We start from the raw sequence: 13,282 nt of genomic DNA, 5'->3' as shown, positions 1-13,282 counted from the left end.
CAAGCACGCAAGTTCCGCCCCCAAGCACGCAAGTTCCGCCCCCAAGCACGCAAGTCACGCCCCCAAGCACGCAAGTCACGCCCCCAAGCACGCAAGTCACGCCTCCAGGCACGCAAGTCACGCCGTACGACGCTCGAACGCTCCGCGCAACTCCGCCAGCAACCGTCGTGGATCCCGCAGATCCGCCGCCGTCGCGCGGATCGTGATCCACCCACGCGCCGCCATTCGGGCATCTCGCTCCGCGTCGTAGTCCTGCCTGCCCTCATGAGCGGCGTAGCCGTCGTACTCCAGTGCGATGCGCAGCTCAGGCCAAGCGAGGTCGAGCACGTACAGCTTCCGGCCATCGACGGTGCCGATCTCGTACTGGGCGACCGGCACCGGCAGCCCGGCCTCCACCACGATCAAGCGGAGCACGCTCTCCGCCGGCGATTCGGCCTCGCCCGTAGCGAGCGCGAGCAGCATCTGCGCCCTGTGGATACCTCGTCGGTCGTGGCGGTCGATAATGCGATCCCGGACGTTGGTGTGCAGGATGCCCCGCTGCTCCGGCGCGAGGTTGTGCAGTGCCTCTTCGAGCGCGGCGAACGCCGTTCGCTTGTCGCCGTCGCAGAGCTGGTCGGCCAGCGCGCGATCCAACGAGAACACCGGAAGTCCGTCCAGTTCGAGAACATCGGACGGCTGGAATTCCGCCCTGTGCACCACTAGCCCTTGCCTCGATTTGACCCGTCTCGAGTAGGGGACGGTCAGGTGGACCGCCGTGTCGTCAGCAGCCGAAATCCCGTGCAGGTAAAGAGATGTGGCGCCGGAAAGCACCGCGGGCCTGCCGACCGCGAGCAGTGCCGCTTGTGCCCGAGTCGGCAACTTGAGCAGATCTGCCGCATGGACGACCACGCTTCGCCAAGGCTGGGCCAGCACACCACGCGCCAGCCCTTCTTTGACGACTCGTCGCCCCAAAATCTCGTCGGCCTCACTACGCGAGACCGCTCCATGACGTCCTCCCCAGTTGATCACACCTTCGAGAATCCGAGATCGGACCGGCGTTGGGAAGGGCCGTTTCTCCAGCTGTGGATAACTTGCCCAGGCTGTGGATAACTCTGTGCACGGATGTTCGGACCCGATAGGGCGAACATCCGTGCGCAGAGGCGTAACTCGCGTGCTTGAAGGCGTAACTCGCGTGCGCAGAGGCGTAACTCGCGTGCTTGAAGGCGTAACTCAGGCCAGGGTGGCCAGCGCGGTGTGGACCAGGGTGCGGACACCGCACAGCAGCGAACGCTCGTCGAGGGTGAAGGTCGGGCGGTGGATGTCGGCCATCGGGCCTTCACCGGGCCACACGCCGAGACGCGCGAAGGCGCCCTGGACGTGCTCCAGGTACCACCCGAAGTCCTCGCCACCGGACGACTGCTCGGTACCGGCCACGGCGGACTCGCCCAGCGCGGCTTCGACACCGGCCCGCATCAACGCGGTCGATTCCGGGTCGGAGACGACCGGCGGGACTCCTCGGCGGTAGTCGAGCGAGAACCCGACGCCGGTCGGCGCGAGCAGCGACTCGACCGAAGACGCGACGAGCGGCTCCAGCATCGTCCAGACCTCGTGGTCCGCCGTACGCAGTGTGCCGCGCAGCACCCCGTCCTGCGGGACGGCGTTCGCGGCCTGCCCGGCGTGCACCGCACCCCAGACCAGCACGGTCCCGGAACGCGGGTCGACGCGCCGCGAAAGCACCGCGGGCAGCGACGTGATCACGGTGCCGAGCGCGTGCACCAGGTCGGCGGTCAGATGCGGCCGCGAGGTGTGGCCACCCGGCGACGTGAGCCGCAGTTCGATGAGGTCCGCGGCGGACGTCAGCGCCCCCTCGCGCAGGCCGACCTTGCCGACCTCCAGCCGAGGGTCGCAGTGCAGCCCGTAGATCCGCTCGACGCCTTCCATCGCACCCGCGGCGATCATGTCCAGCGCACCGCCGGGCATGACCTCCTCGGCGGGCTGGAAGATCAGCCGGACCTTGCCCGGCAGCTCCGGCGCACCGGCCAGCGCCCGCGCCGCGCCCAGCAGGATCGCGGTATGCGCGTCGTGCCCGCACATATGCGCGGCGCCGTCGGTCTTGGACGCGTACGGGAGTCCGGTGGCCTCCGCCAGCGGCAAGGCGTCCATGTCGGCGCGAAGCGCGACACAACGGTCGCCGCTGCCGATGTCACAGACGACACCGGTGCCCACCGGCAGCACCCAGGGCTTGAGCCCGACCGCGCGCAGCAGGGACATGATCATTTCGGTGGTGGCGAACTCGTGCCGGGAGAGCTCCGGATGCGCGTGGATGTGCCGGCGCCACGCGAGGACGTCGGTGGCGTTCGCGCGGAGCCAGTCGTCGAGCCAGAAGGGGCCACGGCCGGCACCCAGATCATGCACAGGTGCCATGCTGACGCCGGCCTCGGAGATCAGCGCGGTGGACGCCTCGTTAGGGGCAATGACGCGACCTTCCGGGTCGCCTGGAATGTCCGGACGTGAATCGAGCACCGTCACGCCGCACCTCCTCCCGCAACACAGTTGCCTTCGTCTACCACCATACGAGTGATCGCTGAAGGCACGCTGGGTGCCATTCGATCTGTGATACGCATTTGCGATAGATCGTGCACCATGCGGATGACAAGCCGCTCGTCGAGTGATCGAGCCGGAGACGGCCGGTAGTGGATCTGCGTTGAACGGCTACGAGGAGTTCAGTCCGGGCTAAGCGGAGAGTTCTTCTACTTACCGGTAGCGATTCAGGACTTCTTCTTCTTGGAACGGGCGCGGCGGCCGAGAATCACCAAACCCAGCAGCACCACGGCGATGATGCCGGCGATGACCTTGTTCTTGGTCTCCTGGCTGTTGGCCTTGTCGGTCTCGGCCGGGTCGAGCACGGGACCAGGCGGAGCCTGCGAAAGCACCTCATGCACCGCCGCTGCCTGCGTGATCACCGGCGAAACGGCCGGGATCGCCGAGGGCGCCGCCGCCTGCGCGGCCGGGGCACAGACGACCAGCCCGGCGATCAGCAGCCCGGCCAGCTGCCCGAGACGAGACCTTTTCGGCATGACTCCCTTTCATCGGCCACAGTGCGAATCCGATTCTGCACTCTGCCGGGTCCCGGCGTCAGCCGCCACGCGGAGGACCGGAAAACGCCTCCAGGATCCGTTGAGCGGCCAGTGTCGGGGTCAGTTCACCATCCCGGACCGCCCGTTCGACGTCCGGAACGACCGCTCGCACTTCCGGATGCGCGGCGAGCCGCCCGAGCAGCTGTTCCCGGACCATGGACCAGGTCCACTCGACTTGCTGACGGCGCCGCCGCCGGTCCAGTTCACCGGACGCGGTCAGCACGTCGCGGTGACGGCCGATCTCCGACCACACCTCGTCCATCCCGACGTCGGTGAGCGCGCTGCAGGTCAGCACTGGCGGGGTCCACTCGGCGTCGCGCCCGTAGATCATCCGCAGGGCGCCTGCCAGTTCACGGGCGGCGCGTTTCGCGTCCCGTTCGTGGTCGCCGTCGGCCTTGTTGACCGCGATGACGTCGGCGAGTTCGAGGACGCCCTTCTTGATCCCCTGCAGCTGGTCGCCGGTCCGGGCCAGGGTGAGGAACAAGAAACAGTCGACCATGTTCGCCACGGTCACCTCGGATTGCCCGACGCCGACGGTCTCGACCAGCACGATGTCGTATCCGGCCGCTTCCATCAGCACGATCGTTTCGCGGGTTGCCCGCGCGACACCGCCGAGAGTCCCCGAAGTCGGCGAAGGGCGGATGAACGCCTTCGGGTCCACCGCGAGCCGCGCCATGCGGGTCTTGTCGCCCAGGATCGAACCGCCGGTCTTGGTCGACGACGGGTCGACCGCCAGCACGGCGACCTTGTGCCCGGCCTCGGTCAGATCCGTGCCGAGCTGGTCGATGAAGGTCGACTTGCCGACCCCCGGCACGCCGGTGATGCCGACCCGCCGCGCGCCACCCGCGTGCGGAAGCAGTTCGACCAGCAGTTCCTGCGCCTGCGCCCGGTGGTCCTCCCGGTGGGACTCGACGAGCGTGATCGCCCGGGAAAGCACGCCCCGGTCGCCAGCGAGGACGCCCTCGGCCAGCAACCCGACGTCGATTTTGCGCGGCAAGATTCAGGACTCCTGTGCCGTCAGCTGCCCGATCAGGTCGATCGCCGCGTCGGCGATCACCGTGCCGGGACCGAAGATCGCCGCCGCACCCGCCGCCCGCAGTTCCTCGTAGTCCTGCGGCGGGATGACGCCGCCGACCACGACGATGATGTCCTCGCGGCCCTGTTCGGCGAGTTCGGCACGCAGCGCGGGGACCAGGGAGAGATGCCCGGCCGCCAGCGACGAAACGCCGATGACGTGCACGTCCGCCTCGATCGCCTGCCGCGCGACCTCGCCGGGGGTGGAGAACAGCGGGCCGACGTCGACGTCGAAGCCGATGTCGGCGAACCCGGTGGCGATCACCTTCTGGCCGCGGTCGTGGCCGTCCTGGCCCATCTTCGCGACCAGGATCCGGGGACGGCGGCCCTCTTCCTGGGCGAAACTCTCGACCAGCTCGCGTGCCTGCTCGATGTTCTCGGCCTTGCCGACCTCCTCGCGGTACACACCGGAGATGGTACGAATCTGGCCGGAGTGGCGCCCCCAGATCTTCTCCAGCGCGTCGGAGATCTCCCCGACCGTTGCCTTCGCCCTGGCGGCGTCGATGGCCAGCGCGAGCAGGTTGCCGTCGGCTTCGGCGCCCGCGGTGAGCCGCCGCAGGGCGTCCCGCGTGCCCTGCTCGTCCCGCTCCTCGCGCAACCGGCGCAGTTTCTCCAGCTGCTGGGCACGCACGCCCGCGTTGTCGACCTTGAGCACGTCGATCTGCTCGTCGTCGGTCACCTTGTACTTGTTGATGCCGATCACCGGCTGGCGGCCGGAGTCGATGCGCGCCTGCGTCCGCGCGGCGGCCTCCTCGATGCGCAGCTTCGGGATGCCCGCGTCGATGGCCTTCGCCATCCCACCCGCCTGCTCGACCTCGGTGATGTGGCCCCACGCCTTGCGTGCGAGGTCGTAGGTCAGCTTCTCGACGAACGCGCTGCCACCCCACGGGTCGATCACGCGGGTGGTCCCGGACTCCTGTTGCAGCAGGAGCTGCGTGTTCCGCGCGATGCGAGCGGAGAAGTCCGTCGGCAGCGCGAGGGCCTCGTCGAGGGCGTTGGTGTGCAGTGACTGCGTGTGTCCCTGGGTCGCGGCCATCGCCTCGACGCAGGTGCGGACGACGTTGTTGTAGACGTCCTGCGCGGTCAGCGACCAGCCCGACGTCTGCGAATGCGTCCGCAGGCTCAACGACTTCGACGACTTCGGCTCGAAGCCCTTCACCAGCTTCGCCCAGAGCAACCGCGCCGCGCGAAGCTTCGCGACCTCCATGAAAAAGTTCATCCCGATCGCCCAGAAGAAGGACAGACGCGGCGCGAACTTGTCGACGTCCAGCCCGGCCCCGGTCCCGGCGCGGAGGTACTCGACACCGTCCGCGAGCGTGTACGCCAGCTCCAGGTCGGCGGTCGCCCCGGCTTCCTGCATGTGGTAGCCGGAGATGGAGATCGAGTTGTACTTCGGCATGTTCCGCGAGGTGAACGAGAAGATGTCCGAAATGATCCGCATCGACGGCTGCGGCGGGTAAATGTAGGTGTTGCGGACCATGAACTCCTTGAGGATGTCGTTCTGGATGGTCCCGGCGAGCTTGTCCGGTGTGACGCCTTGTTCCTCGGCCGCGACGACGTAGAGCGCGAGCACCGGCAGGACGGCGCCGTTCATCGTCATCGAGACACTCATCTTGTCCAGCGGGATGCCGTCGAAGAGCTGGCGCATGTCGTAGATCGAGTCGATCGCGACGCCTGCCATGCCGACGTCACCGGCCACACGCGGGTGGTCGGAGTCGTAGCCGCGGTGCGTTGCGAGGTCGAAGGCGACCGAAAGGCCCTTCTGCCCGGCCGCGAGATTCCGGCGGTAGAAGGCGTTCGACTCCTCGGCGGTGGAGAAACCCGCGTACTGGCGGATGGTCCACGGCTGGTTGACGTACATCGTCGGGTACGGGCCGCGCAGGTACGGTGCGACGCCGGGGTACGTGCCGAGGAAGTCCACTCCGGACAGATCGTCGGCGGTGTAGACCGGCTTGACGCCGATGCCTTCCGGTGTCTCCCACGCGAGTGCGTCGGGCCCCTTGCCGGTGGCGGCGTGCAACGCTTCGGTCCACTGAGGACGGTCGCCAGGGCCGGGTGTGCCGAGGTCGACACCGGCGAAGTTCGGGATGGTCATCACTGCACTCCGAGCTCGTTCAACGTGCCGGTCAGGACTTCGAGGGCGTCACAACCCGCGTACAGGTAGCCCGTCACGTCGGGATAGTCGCCGGGTTTTCCGGCGAGAAGCACCGACGTGGCACCCGCGTCCTTCAGCGCCTTCGCGACGCTGGCGGCTTCCTCCGCGTAGGAAGTGTTGCTTCCGCAGAGGCAGGCGATCTTCGTGTCACCGGCGCGGAATTCCGCGACGACATCGTCGGGCGCGCCAGGGTTGACGGCCTCGATCCCACCCGCTTGGAACAGGTTCGCCGCGAAACTCGCCCGCGCGGTGTGCGCCGCGACCGGGCCGAGGGTGGCGAGGAAGACGCGGGGACGGCTCGGGTGCGCGTCCGCGCGGTCCCGCAAGGCTTCGAAGGCCTCGGCGTACCGGTGCCGCGGCAGGCCGCCGTCGGTGCCGGTTTCGGTGCCGGTTTCGAAGGGGTCGCGGACGACCGCTTTTTCCGTCAGGTTGGGGAATTCACTCACTCCGGTGATCGGGTCGCGCCGCGTCGCGAGCCGCTTCGACCGCTTCTCCCAGGTCTCCGCCAGGCGTGCGGCGAGCGCGCCCGAAGCCAGCTCGGCCTCGATCCCGCCCGCGGCCTCGATGGCGGTGAACTCGCGCCAAGCGGCTTTGGCCAGGTCGTCGGTGAGGTTCTCGACGTACCAGGAACCACCCGCGGGGTCGATGACACCGGCGAGTTTGGACTCCTCCAGCAGTACGGCGTGCGTATTGCGTGCGATCCGGGCGGAAAACGCGTCCGGCTGCCCGATCGCGGCGTCGAACGGGAGGACGGTGATCGCGTCCGCGCCGCCGACCCCGGCGCCAAAACAGGCGAGCGTGGTCCGCAGCATGTTCACCCACGGGTCGCGCTGGGTCAGCATCGCGGGTGAGGTGACCGCGTGCTGCCGCATACCGGACCCCTTGCCACCCGAGACCTCGGTGACCCGCGCCCAGAGGCGCCGCGCCGCACGGAACTTCGCGATCGTGAGGAACTGGTCCGCCGTGGCGGCGAGCCGGAACTCGAGCTGCCCGGCGGCGGCGTCGACGTCCAGCCCGGCTTCGGTGAGCGCACGCAGGTAGGCGACGCCCGCCGCGATGGTCGCGCCGAGTTCCTGCGCGTCCGATCCGCCTGCTTCGTGGAACGGCAGGCCGTCGGCCACGATCGTCCGCACCTGGGGATGACTGACGGCGACGCGCGACGCCAGTTCCGCGGCCGGGGCGAGCGGATACGCCTCACCGGTCCGCGCGGTCAGCCCGATCGGATCGGCGCCGAGGGTCGCGGCAGCCGCGCTGGCCGGGATCTCCCGTTCGGCGAAAAGCTCGAACAAGGCGGTGGCGGCGGCTTCGTAGGCTTCACCCGCGTCGAGGGTGACGGGCGCGAGCTCGACGTAGACCTCGTTCAGCGCGTCGGCCAGCTCGGCGACCGGGACGCCACCCGCGCCCACGCGCAGCCAGATCGAGCTGACGCCGCCTTCGAGGTCGGCGAGCACGGCGGTGTTCGTGGCCTTGGCCTCGCGACGCGCGTGCCGGGCGCGGATGTCCCATCCCGTCGTCACCGAACCTTCGGGCCGGGCGCTTCTCACGAACGGGGGAAGACCGGGGAAGCCGGTTCCCTCGATCGTGTCATCAGCGGTGTAGAGCGGCTGGATCTCCAGCCCGTCATACGTCCGTGTGACCAGCTTGCTTTCCGGCAGCCCCTCGAAGGCCTCGTCGATCGCGCCGCTCTTGCGCAGTACTCCGGCGACGAGCTCCCGCCACTGCTCCCGGCTCACCTCCGGGAACTCCGCCGCGAGGACGAGCTCATCGGGTTCAGCGGGCTCAGCTGGTGTCGGCACTGACTCCGTTCCGGCCACTTCCGTCATAGCCAACGATGTTAACGGCCCTTAACAAGCCTTACCTGTGACGCTAGTCGCGCTAAAGGGGTGGTCGTTCGCTCCGCCAGGGCACGGTGCATACGGCGGCCACGCGGGCATACGACACAATTGGGCCGTGCCGTCCGACCCCACCGAGTCCAGCGAGAGCCCCGGCGAAGAGAAGCGTGTCGTCGCCGGGCGATATCGGTTGCGCTCGGTTATCGGCTCCGGGTCGATGGGCACGGTCTGGTCGGCCTACGACGAGTTCCTGCACCGCCCGGTCGCGGTCAAAGAGGTACGGCTCCCGCCGGGCGTCCCGGTCTCGCAGGCCGACGAACTCCGCGAACGGACCCTGCGCGAAGCCCGCGCGATCGCCGTGCTGAGTCACCCGAACGTGATCATCCTGCACGACGTCGCCCGCGAGAACGACGAACCGTTCGTGGTCATGGAACTGCTGCCGTCACGCAGCCTCGCGCATATCCTGCGCGACCACGGCCCGCTGACGGTCGAGCAGGCGGCCGCCGTCGGGATCGCGGTGGCCTCCGCACTCGAAGCCGCGCACGCCGCCGGGATCACTCACCGTGACGTCAAACCGGGGAACGTCCTGGTCGCCGGCGACGGCCGGATCAAGCTCACCGACTTCGGCATCGCACGTAACGTCTCCGAAGCCACGATGACCCGCACCGGGATGATGCTGGGCTCGCCCGCCTACATCGCGCCCGAGGTCGCTTCCGGTGGCGCGGTCGTCCCCGCCGCCGACCTGTGGGGGCTCGGCGCGACGCTGTTCGCGGCCGTCGAGGGCTCGCCGCCCTACGACGCCGACGGCGACCCGCTCGAAACGGTCGGCAAGGTCGTCAACGGCAAGGTGCCGAAACCCGGCCCCGGTCCGCTGTCCGACGTCATCGGCGCGCTCATGAAGAAGGAGCCGTCGAAGCGGATCACCCTGCGCGAGGTGCGGCGCCGCCTGTACCCGCTGCAGGCCAAGACGCTGATCGATCTCTTCCCGGCGCAGCTGTTCCACACCCCCGACGGCAAGAAGACGACCGCGCATCTGGACGCGACCGACACCCAGGTGATCAAGACGGTCACGCCGGAGAAGCCGGGCGAAGGGACCAGTTCGGAGCTCGCCGCCAATCCCGGGCCACTGCCGTTCCTGCGCCAGCCCACCCCGGCTTCGGACGCTCCGGCCCCGCCCGCTCCCGCTCCGGAGGCTCCGGCCGAACCCGAGCCGATGCCGACGTTCGTCCCGCCGCCACCGCGTCCGCCTGGCCGGTCGACGGTGGCGACGACGTTGCTGGCGCTCGCGTCGATCATCGTGTTCCTGCTGGCCGCGGGCGGTGGCTTCGTACTGGCCAGGGCCGTCGGCGGGGAGGATCTGCGGCCGCCGGCCGCGTTGGACACCGGCGATTCGATCAGTCCCCAGCCACCGCCGACGCTGATCACCCAGCAGGGCGACGCGAGCACCGTGAACGGCGTCAAGGGCGGCCGGTTCACCATCAACGTGCCGGAGGGCTGGCAGAAGTTCGTCGCACCGCACGTCACCAGGGGCTTGCCGAGCACGGTGGTCCAGTACGTCTCGCGCGACGGCCGCCAGGTCATCCGGATCGAGCGGCTGGGTGGCTTCCTGAGCGACAGCCCGCCATCCGCTTACTTCAGCTGGCTGAGGACGCAGAATCCGGAAATCGCCCTCATCGGGGAGCCCGGCACCGTGCCCGGCCGGGGGGACAACAGCATGCGGTACGTCTACCGGACGACCGAGCGCTCCGCCGTGACCAGGGACGCCAAGAACGAGTCCATCACGCGTACGACGTTCATGGACTTGTTCAGCGGCGGCACGGACCTGTGGATCCTCTCGGTGACCTCGCCGATCGAGCAGGAGACGTCCGCCAGGTCCGGGGTGTTCGAGCCGGTCGCGCGGTCACTCGTCGTCGACGGCTAGGGCGTCGAAGTACGCTTTCGAAGCTCGCTGCTGCGCCAGCCTCCGCAGCATCGAAAGCAGCTTGTCGCCGAGAACGGTCTCCACGACGGCGATCTCGATGATCCGTTCCAGTGACGCGACCCCGGCGATGCCATCGAGGTCGAGGTCGGCTGTCCGGTCGGCGATCTCGGCGTAGGCGTCGAGCTTTTCGAGGTACCAGCCGTGCCCGACCTCCTTGATCGTGCACAGGATGCCGACCAGTGCCTGGATGACCGGGTCGTCGTCGTCCTTGCACGGCCAGTCCCAGCGGCCCGCGAGGTCCTTGACGGTGGCGAGCGCCCACGCCCTGGACTCCTCGTCACCCGCCTGCCTGGCGGTGGTGATGCCCTCCTGTGCGAGGCCCAGGATGCGGTGCGGACTGGCTTTCCCGGCGTCGACCGCGGCCAGCACCTCGCCGACCGTCGTGAGCGAAAGGCCGCCGACGTCCATCAACGCCCTGATCAGCTTGATCCGCTGAACGTGCCCGTCGCCGTACCTGGCCTGGTTGGGGCTCGTCCGCTCCCCCGGCGGGACCAGCCCTTCCCGCAGGTAGTACTTGATCGTGGCGACCGGAACCCCGGCCTTTTCGCTCAGTTCCGCCATCCGCACGCGCTTCTCGCTCCGATCTCCGGGACGGTTTCAGGGTGAACCCTGAAGACTTCTCAGCATGGATAGTCTAACTTTCCAAAACGGAGAGCTTGACTATCCGTTATGGGGAGACAACATGACCATCTTGACCGATCTGCGCGAGAGAACCCGCACCTGGCACCGGCTGTCCTACCGGTTCGCGCAAGTTCTCGCCGGAATCACCGTGGTGTGCGTTTTGCTGATGGTGATCGACCAACGGACACTGCAAGGTGCGCCGATCTGGGCGAAACCGTTCAAATTCGCCATCTCCGGCGCGCTGTACATGTTCACCTGGAGCTGGCTCACTTCGCTGCTTCCGCGTTTCCGGCGGACCGCGAACTGGCTCACGAGCCTGCTCGTCGTGATCTTCGCGGCCGAGTACGTGCTGATGGTGTTCCAGGCCACCCGTGTCCGGGCGAGCCACTTCAACAACGCGACCCCGCTGGACAGCAGGATCTTCCAGATCATGGGGGTGATGATCGCCGCGCTGTGGCTGATCAACTTTCTGCTCACCATCGCCGTGATGTTCACCCGTCTCCCCGACCGCGCGACGACGTGGGCGGCCCGGATCGGCGCGGTACTCGGCATGATCGGGATCTCGCTGGCGACGCTGATGAGCAGCCCCACCGCCGAACAGCAGGCCGCGTTCGAAGCGACCGGGACGTCCGCGATGGTCGGCGCGCATACCGTCGGCCTTCCCGACGGCGGCCCCGGCCTGCCGATCCTCGGCTGGAGCACTATCGGCGGCGACCTGCGGATCCCGCATTTCCTCGGCTTGCACGGCCTTCAGGCGCTTCCGCTGCTCGCACTCGCCCTTGGTGTCCTGGCCGCCCGCTACCCGCGGCTTCGCGACGACGTCCTCCGCCTGCGGCTGGTCCTGATCGCCGGCGTCGGCTACGCGGGCCTGATCGCACTGCTGACCTGGCAGGCCCTGCGCGGCCAGTCGATCGTGAACCCTGATGGCCAAACCCTGACCGCCTTCGTGCTGCTCGTGGCCGCCGTCGCCTTTAGCGGGCTAATCGCGATCGGGCGGCCGTCGAAGGACCGCGAGCTGGAGGACTCCCTTCGATGACCGCCGAGACCCTGTTCACCTGGACCTTCCCGCTGGCGACGCCGTTCTGGCTGCTGATGATCTTCCTGCCGGGCTGGTCGTGGACCCGGCGGATCATGTCCTCGCCTTGGGTGCCGCTGCTGCCACTCGTCACCTACTTCGCGCTCGCCATCCCGCATCTCGGCGAGCTCTGGACGGCGGTTTCGCGGCCGGACCTGGACGTGCTCAGCGCGTTCACCGGCTCGCCGTACGGGGCGGCCGCGATCTGGGCGCATCTGATCGCCTTCGACCTGTTCATCGCCAGGTGGATGTACTTCGAATCACGCGAACACCGCATCCATCCGCTGGTGACGGGCTCGATCCTGGCACTCACGATTTTCCTGTCCCCGTTCGGGCTGGTGGCGTTCCTGCTCGTCCGAACCGTCCGGATACGCTCGTCGGCATGAGTGAGAACGAGGTCGCGGCGGCCGCCGCCATCGCCGAACGCACCGGCGTCGAGAAGCACGACATCGCCGTCGTGCTCGGTTCGGGCTGGCGGCCGGCGGCGGACGTCATCGGGGAGCCCGAGGCGGAGATCCCGCTGGGCGAACTGCCCGGATTCGTGGCGCCGGGCGCGGTCGGGCACGGGGGAACCGTCCGGTCGGTCCGCGTCGGCGAGAAGCGGGCACTGATCCTGCTGGGCCGCACGCACTTCTACGAGGGCAAGGGCATCGACCCGGTCGTGCACAACGTGCGCACGGCCGCGGCGGCGGGCGCCAGGACGGTCCTGCTGACCAACGCCGCGGGCGGCCTGCGCGAAGGCTTCCAGGTGGGTCAGCCGGTGCTGATCTCCGACCACCTGAACCTGACCGCGCGCTCCCCGATCGTCGGCGCGCATTTCGTCGACCTGACGGACCTCTACTCGAAGCGGCTGCGCGACATCGCCCGGGAAATCGACCCTTCACTGGAAGAGGGCGTCTACGCGGGACTGACCGGACCGCATTTCGAGACCCCGGCGGAAATCCGCATGCTGCGGACGCTCGGCGCCGACCTCGTCGGCATGTCGACGGTGCTGGAGGCCATCGCCGCCCGCGCCGCCGGAGTCGAGGTGTTCGGGCTGTCGCTGGTGACCAATCTGGCGGCCGGGATGACCGGGGAACCGCTGAACCACGAAGAGGTCCTCGAAGCGGGCCGCCAGTCCGCGACGCGGATGGGCACCCTGCTCAAGGAACTCGTCGCCCGCGCCTGACGCAGTGAACGGATCCGCTCGTGAGTGGTGAAGGACGGTTCTCACTGTCCTTCACCACTCACGAGACCTGTCTTGGCTGTCCCGAAGGACCCCTTTGAGACGTTCAACGTCCTGAAGGGCCCCTTGTGGACACCTGGCACTTACCGCAAGTAGTCGCTCGCCTGCCAGCGGGAGTACATGAAGGCCCCCTTCCTTGCGCCTAGGTACAGGAAGGGGGCCTTCATGTACTTGGGTCGCGCGTGAAGGACTCCTTCCCTCGG

11 protein-coding genes are annotated in these 13,282 nt (G+C 68.4%); 4 read left to right on the top strand and 7 right to left on the bottom strand.

All coding sequences use genetic code 11. The annotated features are described in order from the left end of the window. Window positions 1-117: 117 nt before the first annotated feature. The 6 genes from AB0M65_RS35475 to AB0M65_RS35450 all read right to left on the bottom strand — a co-directional run bounded on the left by AB0M65_RS35475 (window position 118) and on the right by AB0M65_RS35450 (window position 8,168). Entirely contained in the window at window positions 118-951 is an 834-nt protein-coding gene (locus AB0M65_RS35475) for a DUF559 domain-containing protein (RefSeq protein ID WP_364037985.1), read from the bottom strand. Window positions 952-1,209: 258 nt separating this feature from the next. Continuing rightward, window positions 1,210-2,508 carry an amidohydrolase gene (locus AB0M65_RS35470; RefSeq protein WP_364037982.1) on the bottom strand — a complete coding sequence of 433 codons (1,299 nt, stop codon included), beginning with the start codon at window positions 2,506-2,508 and terminating at the stop codon, window positions 1,210-1,212. A gap of 239 nt (window positions 2,509-2,747) precedes the next feature. Beyond that, window positions 2,748-3,056 carry a hypothetical protein gene (locus AB0M65_RS35465; RefSeq protein WP_364037979.1) on the bottom strand — a complete coding sequence of 103 codons (309 nt, stop codon included), beginning with the start codon at window positions 3,054-3,056 and terminating at the stop codon, window positions 2,748-2,750. Between the two features lie 58 nt (window positions 3,057-3,114). Then, window positions 3,115-4,113: a methylmalonyl Co-A mutase-associated GTPase MeaB gene (gene meaB, locus AB0M65_RS35460; protein ID WP_364037976.1), complete on the bottom strand. Its 999-nt coding sequence runs from the start codon at window positions 4,111-4,113 to the stop codon at window positions 3,115-3,117. A 3-nt stretch (window positions 4,114-4,116) separates the two neighbouring features. Further along, window positions 4,117-6,285, bottom strand: a complete 2,169-nt coding sequence (gene scpA, locus AB0M65_RS35455) for a methylmalonyl-CoA mutase (protein WP_364037973.1) — start codon at window positions 6,283-6,285, stop codon at window positions 4,117-4,119. Beyond that, on the bottom strand, window positions 6,285-8,168 hold the full coding sequence (locus AB0M65_RS35450) for a methylmalonyl-CoA mutase family protein (RefSeq protein ID WP_364037970.1): 1,884 nt from the start codon (window positions 8,166-8,168) through the stop codon (window positions 6,285-6,287). Before AB0M65_RS35450 ends, scpA begins: the two co-directional genes overlap by 1 nt. Window positions 8,169-8,295: 127 nt before the next feature. Between AB0M65_RS35450 and AB0M65_RS35445 the strand changes: the two genes are divergently transcribed. Beyond that, a complete protein-coding gene (locus tag AB0M65_RS35445; protein ID WP_364037967.1) occupies window positions 8,296-10,098 on the top strand; it encodes a serine/threonine-protein kinase in 1,803 nt (600 codons plus the stop codon). Here the strand turns inward: AB0M65_RS35445 and AB0M65_RS35440 are convergent. Further along, window positions 10,078-10,719 carry a MerR family transcriptional regulator gene (locus tag AB0M65_RS35440; RefSeq protein ID WP_364037964.1) on the bottom strand — a complete coding sequence of 214 codons (642 nt, stop codon included), beginning with the start codon at window positions 10,717-10,719 and terminating at the stop codon, window positions 10,078-10,080. The genes AB0M65_RS35445 and AB0M65_RS35440 overlap by 21 nt on opposite strands. A gap of 121 nt (window positions 10,720-10,840) precedes the next feature. On the opposite strand from AB0M65_RS35440, the gene AB0M65_RS35435 reads away from it, so the two are divergent. Genes AB0M65_RS35435 through AB0M65_RS35425 form a run of 3 tightly spaced genes read left to right on the top strand, consistent with a single transcriptional unit; the run spans window position 10,841 to window position 13,022 of the window. Continuing rightward, the gene (locus AB0M65_RS35435; protein ID WP_364037961.1) at window positions 10,841-11,815 is read left to right on the top strand and encodes a hypothetical protein; all 975 of its coding nucleotides are present in this window, start codon (window positions 10,841-10,843) and stop codon (window positions 11,813-11,815) included. Continuing rightward, window positions 11,812-12,240 (top strand): ABA4-like family protein, encoded by a 429-nt coding sequence (locus tag AB0M65_RS35430; protein WP_364037958.1) that lies wholly within the window; start codon window positions 11,812-11,814, stop codon window positions 12,238-12,240. Before AB0M65_RS35435 ends, AB0M65_RS35430 begins: the two co-directional genes overlap by 4 nt. Continuing rightward, on the top strand, window positions 12,237-13,022 hold the full coding sequence (locus AB0M65_RS35425) for a purine-nucleoside phosphorylase (protein ID WP_364037955.1): 786 nt from the start codon (window positions 12,237-12,239) through the stop codon (window positions 13,020-13,022). Before AB0M65_RS35430 ends, AB0M65_RS35425 begins: the two co-directional genes overlap by 4 nt. Window positions 13,023-13,282 lie beyond the last annotated feature (260 nt).

It is taken from the genome of Amycolatopsis sp. NPDC051071 (assembly GCF_040682875.1).
Lineage (GTDB): Bacteria > Actinomycetota > Actinomycetes > Mycobacteriales > Pseudonocardiaceae > Amycolatopsis.
Note: the sequence above shows the minus strand (reverse complement) of the source record. Positions and strands in the feature narration are given on the sequence as shown.

Excerpts from the sequence above, each read along its gene's own strand:
- AB0M65_RS35465 (WP_364037979.1), bottom strand. The coding sequence starts at position 3,056 with ATGCCGAAAAGGTCTCGTCTCGGGCAGCTGGCCGGGCTGCTGATCGCC.
- scpA (WP_364037973.1), bottom strand. The coding sequence starts at position 6,285 with ATGACCATCCCGAACTTCGCCGGTGTCGACCTCGGCACACCCGGCCCT.
- AB0M65_RS35450 (WP_364037970.1), bottom strand. The coding sequence starts at position 8,168 with ATGACGGAAGTGGCCGGAACGGAGTCAGTGCCGACACCAGCTGAGCCC.
- AB0M65_RS35440 (WP_364037964.1), bottom strand. The coding sequence starts at position 10,719 with ATGGCGGAACTGAGCGAAAAGGCCGGGGTTCCGGTCGCCACGATCAAG.
- AB0M65_RS35435 (WP_364037961.1), top strand. The coding sequence starts at position 10,841 with ATGACCATCTTGACCGATCTGCGCGAGAGAACCCGCACCTGGCACCGG.
- AB0M65_RS35430 (WP_364037958.1), top strand. The coding sequence starts at position 11,812 with ATGACCGCCGAGACCCTGTTCACCTGGACCTTCCCGCTGGCGACGCCG.
- AB0M65_RS35425 (WP_364037955.1), top strand. The coding sequence starts at position 12,237 with ATGAGTGAGAACGAGGTCGCGGCGGCCGCCGCCATCGCCGAACGCACC.